Here is a 16,311-nt window from a genome sequence, read left to right as displayed (position 1 = left end):
CCCTGTGCAGAGCAGCTCGCGAAGGAGATCAAGACACGATTTTCCTCAATCTAGCGTTTGCATCCCCTGGCAGGACTCTGACCTAACTGAGTAACTACCTGTTCCACGCGGGTGCTCGTTGTCGAGAAATCACGTATCTTCCACGGTGGTCCAGCAAACTCCCGAGGAAATACCTTCTACTTATGGCTAGCGAGATTAGTAAAGAGGATCGTTCGGCGTCCCGGAGCGACAGCGCAGTTAAGCGCCGAGGGCTCCTCAGAGTTGGAAGCCTCATAACAGCATTTACTGGTGCTTCGGCAATTTCCGCTATCGCCGCTACGAGTGCCGAAGCCGCTACGAGTGACAATGCTGCTTCCACCACATACATTCCCGCGTCCGAAAAGGGCGCCCCACTAGGGGTGGCAACGCTGGACACGGCAGCAAAGCTCCCACCAGCTCTGCTTCCTGACCTATCGGCTACCTATTCTCCGAAGACAGATGTCGTGAACCGCAGCACAGACCAGCTAGGGATTACGAATGGCATCCTTGGACAAAAGGATTACCGGGACCGTGTGACCGGTGTGGCCTTCCATATGCGCGGACCCAAGCAGATTGATATGCGGGCGCATGGTTACGACGCAGACAATACGGGTGTTGCATCATCATGGGTAGCCTTGAACAACGCGAAGACCGCAGTGGGAACGGGCGGTGAAATCTTCTTCCCGCCTGGCCGGTACCTGCTGGACCAAGGCGGCATCGAATACTTGGCTGGACAAACTATCCGTGGTGCCGGTCCAGAACTGACCACTTTGGTGTTCTCCAATTCGGCGGGACTGGGTTCCAACCTCATCAAGCTTGCCCAGTACGGGCAGACAGTCCGCGACCTCAGCATCGACGTGACCAACACGACGAAGACTACGTACCCGATCCGGCTCATCAACAGCACGGGGGCGCGGGTCGTTAATGTCAAGGTCAACGGCTTCGCGGAAGGTGGCGTTTATCTAGCGGGTTCATCCGTCGATTCTGAGATCACGGATTACCAGTCCAGAGGCGCAAAGTATGGCATCATCACGGATCCAAGCTCGATTATCAACGGGCTGAACATCAGCCGGTTCCTCATCGATGGGCAAGGTGTGACAGGTGACGGGCTGGAGATCAACGTACCCACCGGCTCGCTCCAAAAGTTCAACTTCAGCCATGGAACCATTTGCAACTACGCCTTGTCCACATCGCGCAACGGTCTGGGTATCGGAATAGCAGGGCCCGCCAAGCGCGGCGTCATCTCACACATCAAGGTCACCAACACCGCTCTTGACGGCATCCACTTGGAAGATGGAGGCAGTGACATTCTCATCCACAGCAACCAGTTCGAGGACATCGGACGGGCCGCAGTGAGTGTCCAAATGCGCCTAGCCGCACACCTGTACGAGGCGATCAACGTCTACGGCAACACTGCAACGAGGGCGTTCGCCACCAGAGACACCTCAACGCCGGGCGGAGTGTACGAATTTTCTGGGCAGGCAGGTTCCATCAAAGCCAGCCGTATCGGCCCCAATATGGCACGCGACTGCGGTCAGGCCACTAAAGACACCGTTGGAGCCTTGCTGAGTGGTCTTGCCAGCTATTGCCGCATCGACGAGATGACGACAATCCGCCAGCTTGGCACCGGTGTTGGGGACGCGCTTGCTGTGCGCGACGGGGGAACCAACAATCGTGTCGCCACCCCGATCCGCATTTAGCCTTTAAGTGGCTGGTAAGACCTGGTCAGCACGCCTAGCAGTTGGTGGCAGCAGCTCTAGCTCGCTGCTCCGCCAGTCGCTTGTAGTGGTCAGGCACATTCGACTTCTTGGCGGCCAACAGGGGTTCCTTCTGCGGGATCTCGGCTGGATCTAGGGCCGCTGCCGTACCCAGCGCTGCAAGGGCGAATACCCATGCAGAATCGAGAGCGGGCTGAGACGTGAGAAGCGTGAGTGCGAGGGCCGCCAGAACTGGGAGCAATCGCCGGCCGTGAGGGTGGCGGCGCAGCGGAGCGATAGTGCTCAGCCCCATCAAGACTGAAAATGGGAGTCCATACGCCGCAATGGCCGCTACGAGGTTGACAGCACCGACTTTGTCTGCCGCTAGCCCACCTGAGAAAGGATCATTCTGGAGGGCCCAAAAGCCCATATCGGTGGCAATGGAACGCTCGGAGAGGGAGATTCCGTTCTGCTCGCCCTTAGCCCCGAATCCCAAGACGGGAGCATAGACAGCTGCCCAAATAGCGAAGGCGATCATGGCTAGGCCGAAGCAAATGCGCATGGCACCTTCGAACGAGGTCCGAGATCGCCCGTTGACGGTGAAGTCTACGGCGAGACAGAAAGCCAGCACACCGAACCCTGCAGTTGATACCGTCCCGAGTACTCCAGCAAGGATACCCAGTTTGACGATCTTGCTGCGCCACCCGATTAACGGGAGCAGGAAGTAGGCTACGCACCCGTACATGGCCATCCAGCCGGGCTCGCGTCCGAACCCGACAAAACGTGGCACGACAAAGCCCAGGATCGGCTGAGTAGATACCGTGGTCGTGAAGGGGAAATAGATTGGCTGTGGCGTCGGCCACGCCCCGATGATCATCGTCCCAACCGAGCCAGTTCCAATACCCATAACAGCCCACAGCCCGACGGTGCAGACATAGGACAACGAGACAGCGAAAACGACCGCGACGAAGCCCTTTACCAGGTATCCTCGGCGCGCCTTGTCTCCGACAATCACGACCACGGCCAGCACGCAGGCCGCCGTTGCCACATAGCCACTCATACTTTGACCAACGGTATCGAGCCCATGATAGCTGGCACGCAGCAGCAGCCAGAGATAAGCCAGGCTCACCCAAAATAATGGGCTTCTGACCGGCCGGTACTCACGTTCGGCGTAGAGAAATTGGCCCCGGTCTTGGATGAATGCGATTCCAGTTGCCAGAAGGAAGAGCATCAGGCCCACGTTCGAATATTCCTCGCCCCAGACGTTGGGGCGAATGAAGAACATGCCGGCTAAAGCAACAAGAGGGGAAAGCAGCTTGGGCTTTCGCGACCCAACCACAAGAAGCACGACAAGGCCAATAACTCCGACAGTGCCGACAGGGAAGGCAACAACGGCTACTGCGACTAGAGCGACGAAGAGAAGCCGTTGGCCTGCCCAGCGCGATATTATATCCACTTATCCCTCATACTTGGTTTTCAGCGACAACCATTATCGCTTAGAAGCATGTGCCGAGATCATGACGTGCGCCCGTCTCGCATGGTTCGCTAACGGATCCGGCGGGCTACCTGTCGCAGCGCCTGAACGAGGCGGCCGAGGGCGTACTCGACAGAGTACCTGACGCCCACTCGTCCCTTACCATCATTCCGAGCCATTGCGGACGGTCGCGGCGCACCCAGCGCGCTGGCCGCACGGTCGGCGATTGCCAAATGGCCTAGTGCGGTCGGATGGACACCGTCTGGCTTCAGTAATCGTGCGCCGCGGACATCGGCGTCGACGACAATGATTCCGCACTCGCTTGAGACGCGGTGCACGATGTCTGTTGCCTCTTGAGAGACAGGAACCGTCAAGGCTACTACCTGATCGCAGGCGGCGGTTAGAGTCCTGGCGGCTTGACGGAAGTTGCTTTCGAACCGGCCTGCATCCCACTGTCCGATAGCGTCATTGGTCCCCATGTTGAAGACCCCGACCGCATAGCGCTTACGTACCAGCGGTATCAGTTGCTCGACGATGGCGGAAGATGTAGCGCCGCCACGCCCGTAGCGGGTGTATGAAAGGTCCAGGGCGTCAGCTAGCCATTGGGGCCATCCCAAGGCGGGAACGCCCGCCATGCTGTCACCATGTCCGTTGATGACGCTGTCGCCAACGGCGACCAATCCCCCAGTAGTCATGCGAATCAGTTTACGTTTACCGGGCCGCTGCTATGCCAGCAGACTTCATCTTTTCGAGCATCGCGACGAAGATTACGTCGTGGCCGGCGTCCGTCGGATGGATGCCATCAGGACCGATAAGTTCAGGGTGACTGGCAAGCGGCTGTCCAATGTCGACGTACGTTCCGCCAGCAGCCTGCGCTGCTTCGCGGATCGTTGCTGCCATTCTATCGATCGAATCAGGGCGAGGGCGGCTGTCCCAAAGCGGGTTCGTAGCAATAATCTTCGCCCTGGGGAAAGTCTTCCTCAGCGTCTCGAAGAATCGCTCGATGGCGGCTGTTTCCGTTTCTGGCCCAACCTTGGCGTCATTGCGGCCTCCCGTTACAAGAACTACGTCTGGGCCCACGGTCCTGGCTTCCGGGATAGTCTCTACATAGTTGAGGCACCGATCGAGCCGACACGACTCCTGAGCCGCAGCTAGCTTCATGACATTGGACTTATAGCCCGTTCCGCCGCGGGAGAGATTGGTCAAATTCCATCCCTGGTTCCTTTGGAGCCGACCAATCCAACCCATGGTTCGGTCAGAGGCACCCGCCCCTTGCCCGAAAGAGTCACCGAATACCACGACTTTCGGGGCCGGCGGCTCTTGCGTCGGGGCCGGAGGAGTATAGTTCGCGACCTTATCAGACACGGGAGGCGGAGAAACTGGCCCCATCAGCGCGAATCCCGCAACACACGCGGCTGCAATCCCGATTAAAATCAGCTCCAGCATCTTCAGCTTCGTTCCATGCCGCATTCGCCGGCTCACATCCCCCATCGAAGTCAGACTGTCATAGACAATTCTACGGTCAGCGAAGGGGGCCACGGGACCGGTTATTCCGCCGCATGGCTTCGTATAACGCCTAGATTGCCGATGTGGTCATGCCATGCCGCCCCGTGATGCGAACCCGCTAACGGTACCCGTCCACGATCGCCGCGGCAATTTCCTTGTACGCGCGCCGCGTCTCCGGCTTCAAGTGGTCCAGCGTGACAAGATCGCCGTCTGCCACGCCCCTGTCGTGCGGCACGGCGATAAGCTCCCGGCACATGCCGGCTAGGTGCTCCTCGATCGCATCCTTGTCCACGCGGTTGGAGACCTCGTCCTTGTCAGTGATCACCACGATCGCGTTGCGGGCAAGTTCCTCGTAGCCGTGGCCGGAAAGCCACTGGAGCGTGCTACGGGCACGCTTGGCGCCGCTCACGGCATAGCCGGCGGCGATGATTAGGTTGTCCGCCGACTGCAGGATACCGCTCATCGCGTTGTGCGTCACGCCGGTGCCGCAGTCGGTCAGGGCCACAGAGTAGTAGCTGGAGATGAGCTTGCGGATCCGCAAGTATTCCTCAGCCGTAAGCGAGTCGGACACTTCGGGGTCCTGCTCGCCGGCGATGAGGTGCAGCCGGCCGGAGTGGTGCATGTAGCGGGACAGCTCGGTCAGCGAGTTGACAGAGTCGATGTTTTTGAGGAGGTCCGTGATGGTCCGCGGCATGGCCTTCTGGTAGATGCCCTCTCCGAGTGCGCGCTCCACGAGGTCGCCGGAGTCCGGGTTCGCGTCGATGGCGCAGGGCGGGTCGCCGCGGAACTCGGCCAGGGTGAGCCCCACGCCCACGGTGGTGGAGGTCTTGCCGATGCCGCCCTTGAGGCTGAGCACGGCGGTGTTGAAGCTGCCCTGCAGCTGGCGCGAGATCCGGCGCGCCAGCTCGTCCTCTTCGCGTTCCAGCGCGCTCGGGCCGAAGTTCCAGGCGCCACCGGTGGCCCGGTACAGGAAGCCGCGAAAGCCCTTCTTCGGTCGCGGTTTCTGCTGGCGAACAAACGACGTCGGCATTGCACCGGCGTCCGCTGTAGGCGCTTCAGGCTCCGGGAGGCTTTCCGGAACACGCGACGACGGTGCGCCCGCAGGCTGGCGGTCCGGCGTCGGCGGGGCGGCCGTGGCGGGCGGCGAGTCGGACAGCGCGTCGGCGGCCGCGGCCGCTTCGGCCCATGAGGAGCTGCGGAGGGGACGGGGCGGTGCAGTGGGCTCAGGTGTCACGGCGGGAAAGGTTCCTGTCCAGGCGTCGGAGCCGTCGGCATTGCGACGGCGGAAGCGGCGGCGGAGCTCGGGCTGCTCCGTGTCGGTATCGGCCTCGGCTAATCGGTTATCCGCTGGTTCAGGCATGGTTCAGTCCCCCGGGGCTCGCAGCGGCGTCCCGCTGCGGTGGTCGATTGGCTTGGTTCAAGCATTCATTCTAGGTGCTCGCAACTGCCCCAACGGTCAGCACCCTTGCCAACAGCCCTCCAGGCGCCCGGAGCGGCATCCGTTAGGTGTGCGTCAGGGCTGCTGACACGACGGCGATGGTGGCCACCAAGAGGACGGCCAGAGCCACGTAGCCCCACCACTTGGGCCTGCTGCGGTGCGGGTTAATGTCGATGTATGGCACGCTAATTCACACGTCCTTGGGCAACCTCAGAAACGGGAATGGCGGCAGGCCCAACGGCCCGACGCTTGAGCCGGAGCATCCAGTAAAGCCCGGCGAACGGGACCAGCAGACTGCCCATCAGGACGGAAAGCGCAAGTACAAAATCGGTGACAGCCACGGTTGAGACCTCCGTAAGCGGCAGCTCCTTCGACCCCACCAGAGCGACGATACTCAGCGTGCGACGAAGGGACTGGGAATGGACCCCCATTTTTTGGATCGATCGCCAGCCTACTTAGCAGTCTAGGGCGCTGTCCAACCGGACACGCCCTTTAGCAATTTCAGCCAAGTATTAACCTATGCGCTTGGCGCCTTGTTCCTTATCTACGGGGAGCCAGCACCACCACCACAGTCGTGGCTGCCAGGACCGCCAGCGCGAGATCTCATGCGGAAGATGCTATGTACGGCAGATCAAGAAAAGCTCAGCGTTTCCTCAAGGAATGCTCAAGACGGCACAATCTAGGCGTGAGTCCTAGTTTCCGTCGCCGCGGTGGCTGCCAGCACTGTGGCCACGCAGCCGGCGGCGAAGTCGCTGCGGATGCCTGCCGCGCCCAGCGTGTGGGCCGCTAAGCGGCGGCAGCGGTTCCACGGGCAAGCCCGGTACTACTGACCTGAAATACTCCTGCACACGCGGCATGTCCTGTTGGTCCAGCCAGGACCGCTCGGGCAATGGGTCATCGGCCACGATGTGCTGCTCAATGAGGCGGCGGATGGCTGCACCGATTCCTGTCTTCATGACCTAAAACTAGGGACGCCTGGGGGGCGCCAGTAGCGTAGTCACTACCTGTCTTTCCGGGCGCAAGGTACCGGGAAAGAAGAGACTACTCGGTTCGCTGCTGGGGGCGGGTCTCCTGCAGCCGCTTGATGAACCAGCGGGACTGCTCCGGCCCATACGGCAGCACGGGAATGGCTTTGGTGGCATCTGCCGGAGTGTCCCGGATGGACTGCCGGGCCTGTCGGACTGCCGTCGTCATGGTGTCCGCCATGGTCTTAACGAACCGGTCGCTGCAGGGCTCTCCGTGCCCGGGGACCAGGAATTCGTAGCGATGGCGAAGTGCTGAGAGGTGCCGCAGAGCGTCAGCCCACTCCTCCGGGTATGAGTCCTCGAAGGAGGGGTGCGATCCCTGTTCCACGAGGTCGCCGGCGAACAGGGTCGTCGTGGTTCCCACCAGGAGATCGCCGTCGGTGTGACCACGGCCCAGGTAGAAGAGGGTGACGGTCTGTCCGCCGAGGTCAACGAGCACGGGCTGGTCGCGGACAATCGCATTCGGAACGACCAGCTCCACGTTCTCGCCCGCGCCGGCGGCCATCTCCGGTTCGAGGTCCGTGACTTCGCTGCGCTGGGCGTCGCCGTTGTCGCTGATCTCCTCGGCGCAGTTTTCGTGCGCCCAGAACTCCTCGACGCCGGCCTCAGCGAACACGGCGTTGCCGAAGAAGTGGTCGTAGTGCGCGTGGGTGTTGACGACAACAAGGGGAAGAGTCGTCTTCTCGCGGACGGCGTGCAGGATTTCCTGCCCCTGCCGCGGCCCGCATCCGGTATCGATCACCATGGCCCGTTCAGTACCAACAATCAGGCCGGTGTTGAGCTTGGAACCGTCAGTTACCAGCACATAGTTGTCCGTGCCGGCCTCGAGCCATCGTGACATTTCTTCTCCGTACATCTGGGGAGCATCTGCTGGGGAGCATCTGCGGTCTTCAGGCCTCGATTCTATCCATCTGGCTGGGGAACATCGGGCAATTGCTTTGCCACCCGCCCGGGCAAAGGCCACAGGCCACCGAGCTGAATTTACTCGTTGGAAATGCCATCCTGGGTATGATCTGCACATGGGGACTAAACAGCACAGGAACTACTGCGAGACTTGCAACGCGATCACCAACCACGTCACGTCGTACAGCGACGACGGCGGCCGTCTGGTGGCCTCCGTGCGTTGCAGTGATCATTCGGACACCACACTGTAGGACGCGTCGACCTTCGCCGCCGCAAGAGATCGGCGACGGCGAAGGTCCGCCAAGGGAAACGGGCGATTTCCGGGCTACAAGTCGGCCAGCAGTGAAGTTGGGGATTCGATTGCGTCGGCCACGTAGCGAAGGAAGCCCGCAGCTGTTCCGCCATCACAGACACGGTGGTCAAAGGTCAGAGTCAGCTCCGTGGCTTTTCGGACGGCGAGTTCACCGCCGACTACCCAAGGTTTGTCGACGATCCGGCCAACTCCCAGAATCGCCACCTCCGGGTAGTTGATGATTGCTGCTGAACCGTCCACTCCGAAGACGCCGTAATTGTTCAGCGTGAAGGTCCCGCTGCCGAGGTCCGTTGGCGTCGCCTTGCCGTCTCGTGCGATGGCGGTCAACCGCTTGATTTCTGTGTCCAGTTGCTTTGCACTCAGCTTGTCCGCATTGCGTATGGATGGGACCACTAATCCTCGATCCGTTTGCGCTGCGAAGCCGAGGTTGACCCCGTCGAACTCCATAATTTCCTGGGACTCGCCGCCTGAAGTGTCTTCGGTGCTGACAAAGCGCGTATTCAAGGCCGGGTATTTCTTCAAGCCTGCCGTGACAAAGCGGGCAATGAACGCGAGCAGGCCGGGCGTGTTGTGAACCTCGGTCTTCTTGAGGTCCGCGCGAAGCTCAACCAGCGCTGTTGCGTCGACGGCTACCCAGACCGTGGCCTCAGGAATTTCGGACCGGCTGCGTGTCATGTTGGCGGCCACGGCCTTGCGTACGCCGCGGACAGGGGTGCGTTTCGTGATGCCGAGGCCTGTGCGGGCATCGATGGTGTACTTGGATTCGACAGCCTGCGGGTGTCCGGTTTCGAAAGCCTTGGTTTCGACAGGCTCAACCAGCGGCCCTTGGGCAGGCTTGACGGGCGTTTTAGTTATGGCAGCTTCGACGTCCCGACGCATGATTAGGCCACTCTCTCCGGAGCCCTGCATGTGTCCCAGGTCCACACCATGTTCTTTCGCCATTCGACGGACCAGCGGTGAGATCACAGCGCCCAGCTTTCCGGGAACTCGAGTGCGGAGGAGCAGGGCGTCGTCCGCCGAAGTGGTGAGCTTGGCGCCGGCGCCTTCAGTTTCGACAGACGGCGTACTCCTGGTTGAGCTTGTCGAAACCGCGGAGGCGCGACTGGGACGGGTTCGTCGGAACGTTGAAGTCCCTCCCGGCGTTCCATAGCCGATGAGGACATTGCCGGACCCCGCTTTTTCTTCGGCGCGGTAGGTTTCGGCGGCTGCCGATTCCTTGGTTTCGACGGGCTCGGTTTCGACAAGCTCAACCAGTGGCGTCGTGGTTTCGGCAGACTCGGTTTCGACAGGCTCAACCAACGGCGTCCCGGTTTCGACAGGCTCGATAGACGGCGTCACCGAGATTAGGGGCTTTCCTACGTCCAAGGTCTGGCCAGGTTCGCCGTGGAGTCCTGCCACGGTGCCGGCATAGGGGGACGGAACTTCCACTACGGACTTCGCCGTCTCGACTTCGGCGATGGGCTGATCCACCCGGATCTCGTCGCCGACGGCCACGAGCCAGTTCACGAGTTCGGCTTCGGTGAGGCCTTCGCCGAGGTCGGGCAGGAGGAATACCTTAGTTGCAGTCATCGGATCAGTCTTCCCACTGGAGGTCGTCAACGGCGTCGAGGATGCGGTCCACGCCGGGCAGGTAGTAGTGCTCGAGCTTCGGTGCCGGATAGGGAACGTCGAATCCTGTGACGCGGCGGATCGGTGCCGCCAGATAGTGGAAGCAGCGTTCCTGGACCCGCGCCACGATCTCCGACGACACCGACGCGAACCCATGCGCCTCGGCGATCACCACGGCACGGCCGGTCTTCCGGACGGAGGCGGCCACGGTTTCGTCGTCGAACGGAACAATGGTGCGGATGTCGACGACCTCGAGCGATCGCCCTTCTTCAGCGGCCGCGGCGGCCGCGGCAAGGGCCGCCGGGACGGATGGGCCATAGGCGATGAGCGTCGCGTCGGTGCCAGAGCGGGCGACGGCGGCGCGCCCCTCCATCGACGTCCCGCGGTCCGCCTTCGCTTCATAGTCCTCACGGAGACGCTCCAGGTCCACCAGGTCCTTGGACCAGTAGAGCTTCTTGGGCTCCATGAACATCACGGGGTCGTCCGAATCAATGGCTTCGCGGAGCATGCGGTAGGCATCGGCCGCGGTGGCGGGCGTGTAGACCTTCAGCCCTGCGGTGTGGGCGTAGTAGGACTCGGAGGAGTCGCAGTGGTGCTCCACTCCCCCGATGCCGCCGGCGTAGGGAACACGGATGACCATGGGCAGCTTCACCTTGCCCTTGGTGCGGTTATGCATCTTGGCCACGTGGCTGACGATCTGCTCGAAGGCCGGGTAGGCGAAGGCGTCGAACTGCATCTCGACGACCGGGCGCATGCCGTTGATCGCCATGCCCACGGCCATGCCGACGATGCCGGACTCGGCCAGCGGGGTGTCGAAGCAGCGCTGCTCTCCGAAGGTGGCCATGAGGCCGTCGGTGATGCGGAAGACGCCGCCCAGTTTGCCGACGTCCTCGCCGAACACTAGAACCGACTTGTCTGACTGCATCGCGTGCACCATGGCCGTGTTCAGTGCCTTGGCCATGGTGACAGGCTGCGGACCTGCCGCGCCCGCAGTGGCCGCGGCCGAGGCGGCTGCCCGGGCTGTGGCGGAGCTGACGTTGCCGTTCGCCTCGGAGGAGGTGGTGATGCTGGGGCTCATTCGGAGGCCTCCGCAGTGGATGCAGCGCCGGCGGCGTCGCGGGCGAGTTCGTCGGCGAGGAGGGCTGCCTGTTCCTTCAGTTGTGGTGTCGGCGATGAGAAGACGTACCTGAACAGATCTTGGGGATCGACGGGCACGTCTTCGCCCAGGCCGTTACGGAGTTGCGTCGCAACCGACTCTGCCTTTTCCGCGATCCGGGCTTCGCCGTCGTCGTCCAGCAGTCCCCTGCCCGCAAGGTAGGTGCGCATACGGCTCAGCGGATCCCGCGCCGTCCACAGGGCGACTTCGCTGTCCTGCCGGTATCTGGTGGCGTCGTCGGCGTTGGTGTGGGCCTGCATACGATAGGTGTGCGCCTCCACCAGGAGCGGGCCGGAGCCCTCACGGGCGAGCTTGACCGCACGGTCCAGGACAGCGAGGAGCGCGACGACGTCGTTGCCGTCCACCCGTTCGCCGGCCATGCCGTAACCGACCGCCTTGTGCGCAAGCGAGGGAGCGACGGACTGGTGGGCCAGCGGCACGGAGATGGCGTACTGGTTGTTCTGCACGAAGAAGATCACAGGCAGGTGGAAGACGGCGGCGAAATTCAAGGCCTCATGGAAGTCGCCCTCGCTGGTCGCGCCGTCACCGCACATGGCCAGGACCACGGTGTCCTCGCCGCGGAGCTTGGCGGCATGGGCGACGCCTACCGCATGGAGCAGCTGGGTGGTGAGGGGCGTGCACTGGATCCCGACCTTGTGTTCAAGGGGGTCGTAACCGCCGTGCCAGTCGCCCCGGAAAATGGTCATGGCTTGGACAGGGTCCACACCGCGCGCCATGACTGCAACGGCATCGCGGTAGGTGGGGAACATCCAGTCGCCCTCGGCAAGGCACAGTGCGGCCGCAACTTGGCAAGCCTCCTGCCCCTGGCTTGAGGGGTAGACCGCCATGCGGCCTTGCCGCACCAAGGCCGAGTTCTGGTCGTTGACGCGGCGCCCTATAACGAGCTGCGCATAGGCGGTAAGGAGTTCGTGATCACCAGGCAGCGGGTACTCGTGGCCGGGTTCAGTACCCTGTTCGGAATGGTGCTTCAGGTTGCCGTCCTGGTCCACCATCTGGATCTGGTGGCGGGCCGGCAGCATGTAGTCCTCGGCGGTGATGCCGAATTTGCGTACCGCCTCGGCTGCTGCGCCGGGCAGATATATATCCTCGGCCTGCTCAGGTCCGGGTTGAGCCTGCGCCGTCCCGGGGGCAGTGTGGTCTGCGGAGATCGTCATTGGTCCGTCCTTCTATAGCCACTATTCACTTTCAGTATCGTCCCGGACGATGTTTCGTATCTAGTGGCGCGGCTAACTGTGGAGAAGTACGTTGATCTCTCCTATCCTGAAAGACAAATCGTAATTGTGAGCTGTGTAAGTGGCGAGGTTGTAGACGAATGGCTGAACCGGACGAAGAGGAACAGTCAGCGGCGTCTTTGGACGATGTGGACCGCAACATAATTGCTGAGCTAACAAGGGACGGCCGGATGTCCGTGACACAGGTGGCGGAGAACGTCCATATTTCTCGGGCGCACGCCTACACACGGATTGCCCGGCTTACTGGCCAGGGTGTATTGACGAAGTTCACCGCACTTGTCGATCCGATCAAGGCCGGCTTGAAGTCATCGGCCTACGTGACGCTCAAGGTGCAGCAGCACTCATGGCGGGAGTTGCGGGAGCAGCTCCGGGCAATCCCCGAGATCCACCACATCGCACTCGTAGGAGGGGACTTTGACGTCATCCTTCTTGTGAGGACCGTGGACAACGTGCATCTAAAGCGAGTGATCTTCGATCAACTGCAGTCCATGGCTGGCGTACTGGATACACAGACGTTCTTGGTGTTTGAGGATGTTGATACGCGGTAACCACTGATCCAAAACCCGAACTGCTTTCAAGTTCGACCCATGCCTATGTTTCATACGTAGCACTAAGGGGCTTCATGTCCGAGCGAGTGCGCTCATACCAATCTGGAATTGGTCTTGACACCATTGTGGCACGGCCCATTCATCGAAGACATGAGGCCTACGGCCAGCGGTTATGATTGGTACGACCGCACGAATATTGCCGTTCTGGCGCCTTGCCGCTCGGCTGGTGTCAGTCAACCACCGAGGGGGCTCCGGTTTGGACCTACGCGACTATTTGCACATCCTGCGCCGCAACTGGATCTTGATTGCCGCAGCCTCAATGGCCGGGATCCTCCTAGGAGGAGCGGCCTCAATCCTCATTAGACCGACGTATACGGCTGAAACACAACTCTTCGTGGCGATTCAAAACTCCGGTTCAGCGCAAGAACTCCAACAGGGGAACACGTTCAGCCAGGCCCGCGTTCAGTCCTATGTAAAAACAGTTGCGACCCCCATCGTCCTAAAGCCTGTCATAGATACGCTCGGCTTGGAAACTTCCGTAAATGATCTCGCTCAAAGGGTAAAGGCAACCTCGGATCTAAATACGGTCCTCATCAATATTTCGGTAGCTGATTCGTCACCAGTGCAGGCGTCGGCTGTGGCTCAGGCCGTAGCTGACAGCCTGATCAAGGCTGTCGACACCCTTGAAAAGCCAAAAACCGGCGGAACGTCGCCAATCAGCCTTTCAATAATCACGCCGGCCGAGGCTCCCTCCGCACCTTCCGCCCCTAATACAAAACTAAACATTTTGCTGGGGCTACTGGTGGGTCTAATCCTTGGAGTCGCGAGCGCCCTTCTCCGCAGCAATATGGACAATCGGATTCGCGGCGAAGCCGACCTTCGGAAAGTGACCTCAGCCCCCTTACTTGGCGGTATCGCATTCGACCAGTCCGCAATGGATCGTCCGCTGCTAACGCAGGCAGGTCCGCAAAGTCCTCGGGCGGAATCATTCCGTCAGCTTCGCACAAATCTGCAATTTGCAAACGTCACGGGACATGCAAGTACCGTACTCATGACCTCTTCGTTGCCTGGCGAGGGCAAAAGCACGACGGCCACCAATCTGGCCATTGCGCTTGCCCAAGCGGGACAGTCTGTTTGTCTCATCGATGCGGATTTGCGCCGTCCCATGGTCAATGAGTACTTGGGTCTGGAACGCAACGCGGGCTTGACTACAGCATTGGTAGGCGCAGCAGACGTAAATCTCCTGCTTCAGCCTTGGGGCGACGACAACCTTTTCGTACTCACGTCGGGCCAGATACCGCCTAACCCTAGCGAACTCTTGGGTTCAACTGAGATGAAAGAACTAATCGTCCGGCTCGAAAGCGCCTTCGATACAATCATCATCGACGCACCGCCGCTGCTCCCTGTTACGGACGCGGCAGTTTTAGCCCAGCATGTGGGCGGAGTTGTAGTTGTAGTAGGTTCTCAAAAAACAAAGCAGCACGATGTTCAAAAGTCACTCGAGAGCCTCGAACTAGTGGGCGCAAACGTGCTTGGACTAGTACTCAATAGACTGCCTGCCAAGGGGCCAGATGCCTACACCTACTCTTACTACTCCAGCACAGACGAGCCGCCAGAAGCCTTCCACGGCTCGGATGTCGCCGTCGCATCCGGTACATCACTGAGTCAAGGTCGGCGATCCGTCAGGCGCTTCGACGAGACAATAGGCAGTGACGACCCTGCTCCAGCGACGAAGTTTCCGCACAGCGGAGCAAGCCGTTGAGCCCGGAACTGCCGAGCCCAAGCCTCCTTCGTCCCCCCAAGAAACTGTCAAACTTCATGCAATCAGCCGCGCGAATGCCAAGCGTATCTAGGCCGCTTGGGACACCAAATGTGCTCTTGGCCGAGCCACGGTTCTCGGGTCACCGGCTAGCTTACGTCAGAGTTCTCGCAGAGGAGGCGCTCCGCAGAGATCAATTGGTCCATGTTGCTCTGCCCTCTGACGCCGTCGACTCCGCTGAATTTCGGGTACACCTGTCAGATTTGCTTGGCAGGGTTTCTTTTATAGAGATCGCTAACTTTGGTCTCAATGCTCTAGAGGAGACAAGCAAGAGAGTCAATGCGTCTAGAACAGTAGTCACGGACGGTGATGGCTTGGCTCTTGAACTAGCCAAGCGGGGAAGCTGGCGCGGCGCGGGGCGCCTCTCCGTTCTGATTATGAGAGAGTCGGTTCAGCATCCAGGGCCGCGGATCCTCCGCTGGCTGAAGAACGGGGCAAAGAAGGCAATCGTTGGAAGAGCCGCTTTTCTTCCCGGTGTGGACCTTGCCGTCTTGAAGTCCGCTACCTGGTCCGGCAAGTCGGCGTTGCGAGTTGCAGTTGATCCCGTCCAGCTTTCCTGTTCGTCAGCAGACGTCGAAGCCATTCGCATGGACTGGGGCCTAGACAGTTCAAAGTACTGGTTTGCGGTGCTTGGTGCCATTACGCCCCGGAAAAACGTTCCGCTCCTGGCCGACAGCATCTCGCGAATCAGCAGAATGAACGTCGGCCTCGTCATCGCCGGCAAGATCGAGCCCTCGATCCGACAAGAAGTCGACGCAGCAGTTCAGGAAGCCGAGGGCGCCGGGGTAAACGTTGTCGTTGTTGATCGCACGCTAAGCGACAGAGAATTGGACGCCGCTGTTACGGTTGCCGATTGCCTCCTCCTCGCCCACTCAAATGAAGGGCCGAGTGGCCTCCTCGGTAAGGCGGCTTGTGCTGGGACTCGCGTTCTCGCGGCCGGAGCGCGAAGCCTCCGGGTCGACACTGAGGGGCTAGCTGGCCTAGCCGAGTGGGTAGAGTTGGAAGCTGACGCAATTGCAGATGCGATGAATCACGCCCGGGCCTCCAACGGAAGTGGGGCTAGGATTGCCACCGGTAGCGACTCCTTTCTGAAAGCGCTACTGCCAGTTGGCTAGCGAATTGACGGTATCCGAGTCTCGAAGGTCTCGGCGCCAGAAGAAGCAACGGGGGCTCTTCACTCAGACCCTGATGCTCGCCGCCGGCACAGGGCTGGGGCAGGTCATTGTGGCGGTCATGTATATATGGACGGCCAGATCTGTAGGGCCCGAGGAACTAGGGCCGACTGTCGCTGCCATCGGAATTGGCACAACGCTGGCCGGATTTCTCGACTTCGGATCAAACAACCTCTGGGTCCGGGAATCGGCAGCTTCCAGAATGAACTCTCGGACACTGGGGCACAGACTCACTGCTAAGCTCGCCGTCGGATTCTTGGCACTCAGTTGTTGGTGCTTTGGTCTGCAGGCTTTCGCGCCTGAATCAATGCTTTGGATTGCCGGCCCCATAGGGTGGTCAGTCCTAGTTAGTCAGAGCTTCGCGGTTCCCCTACGAGCTGC

At 60.7% G+C, this 16,311-nt stretch carries 12 protein-coding genes; 4 read left to right on the top strand and 8 right to left on the bottom strand.

Annotation, left to right across the window (positions count from 1 at the left end; all coding sequences use genetic code 11):
- The first annotated feature begins 482 nt into the window (after positions 1 to 482).
- Positions 483 to 1,718: a glycosyl hydrolase family 28-related protein gene (locus ARGLB_RS11855; protein WP_175304987.1), complete on the top strand. Its 1,236-nt coding sequence runs from the start codon at positions 483 to 485 to the stop codon at positions 1,716 to 1,718.
- Positions 1,719 to 1,752: 34 nt separating this feature from the next.
- Here the strand turns inward: ARGLB_RS11855 and ARGLB_RS11850 are convergent, their stop codons facing one another.
- The 8 genes from ARGLB_RS11850 to pdhA form a co-directional block, all read right to left on the bottom strand.
- Positions 1,753 to 3,171, bottom strand: a complete 1,419-nt coding sequence (locus tag ARGLB_RS11850) for a hypothetical protein (protein WP_043418882.1) — start codon at positions 3,169 to 3,171, stop codon at positions 1,753 to 1,755.
- A gap of 89 nt (positions 3,172 to 3,260) precedes the next feature.
- Positions 3,261 to 3,884 (bottom strand): SGNH/GDSL hydrolase family protein, encoded by a 624-nt coding sequence (locus tag ARGLB_RS11845; protein WP_003802694.1) that lies wholly within the window; start codon positions 3,882 to 3,884, stop codon positions 3,261 to 3,263.
- 16 nt (positions 3,885 to 3,900) lie between these two features.
- Positions 3,901 to 4,578 carry an SGNH/GDSL hydrolase family protein gene (locus ARGLB_RS22430; RefSeq protein WP_280959905.1) on the bottom strand — a complete coding sequence of 226 codons (678 nt, stop codon included), beginning with the start codon at positions 4,576 to 4,578 and terminating at the stop codon, positions 3,901 to 3,903.
- Between the two features lie 235 nt (positions 4,579 to 4,813).
- Complete coding sequence (locus tag ARGLB_RS11835) at positions 4,814 to 6,055, bottom strand: MinD/ParA family ATP-binding protein (protein WP_043418880.1); 1,242 nt, start codon at positions 6,053 to 6,055, stop codon at positions 4,814 to 4,816.
- A 1,119-nt stretch (positions 6,056 to 7,174) separates the two neighbouring features.
- Positions 7,175 to 7,999, bottom strand: a complete 825-nt coding sequence (locus tag ARGLB_RS11825; protein WP_003802685.1) for an MBL fold metallo-hydrolase — start codon at positions 7,997 to 7,999, stop codon at positions 7,175 to 7,177.
- A 387-nt stretch (positions 8,000 to 8,386) separates the two neighbouring features.
- Positions 8,387 to 9,943 carry a dihydrolipoamide acetyltransferase family protein gene (locus tag ARGLB_RS11820; protein WP_003802683.1) on the bottom strand — a complete coding sequence of 519 codons (1,557 nt, stop codon included), beginning with the start codon at positions 9,941 to 9,943 and terminating at the stop codon, positions 8,387 to 8,389.
- A gap of 4 nt (positions 9,944 to 9,947) precedes the next feature.
- Complete coding sequence (locus tag ARGLB_RS11815) at positions 9,948 to 11,060, bottom strand: alpha-ketoacid dehydrogenase subunit beta (RefSeq protein ID WP_003802681.1); 1,113 nt, start codon at positions 11,058 to 11,060, stop codon at positions 9,948 to 9,950.
- Entirely contained in the window at positions 11,057 to 12,313 is a 1,257-nt protein-coding gene (gene pdhA, locus ARGLB_RS11810) for a pyruvate dehydrogenase (acetyl-transferring) E1 component subunit alpha (RefSeq protein WP_003802679.1), read from the bottom strand. The genes ARGLB_RS11815 and pdhA overlap by 4 nt, the downstream gene beginning before the upstream one ends.
- 158 nt (positions 12,314 to 12,471) lie before the next feature.
- On the opposite strand from pdhA, the gene ARGLB_RS11805 reads away from it, so the two are divergent.
- From ARGLB_RS11805 to ARGLB_RS23260, 3 genes are all read left to right on the top strand, one after another.
- On the top strand, positions 12,472 to 12,939 hold the full coding sequence (locus ARGLB_RS11805; protein WP_003802677.1) for an Lrp/AsnC family transcriptional regulator: 468 nt from the start codon (positions 12,472 to 12,474) through the stop codon (positions 12,937 to 12,939).
- Between the two features lie 256 nt (positions 12,940 to 13,195).
- The gene (locus tag ARGLB_RS22815; RefSeq protein ID WP_003802675.1) at positions 13,196 to 14,701 is read left to right on the top strand and encodes a tyrosine-protein kinase domain-containing protein; all 1,506 of its coding nucleotides are present in this window, start codon (positions 13,196 to 13,198) and stop codon (positions 14,699 to 14,701) included.
- 110 nt (positions 14,702 to 14,811) lie between these two features.
- Complete coding sequence (locus ARGLB_RS23260; protein ID WP_139023325.1) at positions 14,812 to 15,873, top strand: glycosyltransferase family protein; 1,062 nt, start codon at positions 14,812 to 14,814, stop codon at positions 15,871 to 15,873.
- The last annotated feature ends 438 nt before the right edge of the window (positions 15,874 to 16,311 follow it).

The organism is Arthrobacter globiformis NBRC 12137, from assembly GCF_000238915.1.
GTDB classification, from domain to species: domain Bacteria; phylum Actinomycetota; class Actinomycetes; order Actinomycetales; family Micrococcaceae; genus Arthrobacter; species Arthrobacter globiformis.
This window is presented reverse-complemented; position numbering and strand designations above follow the sequence as displayed.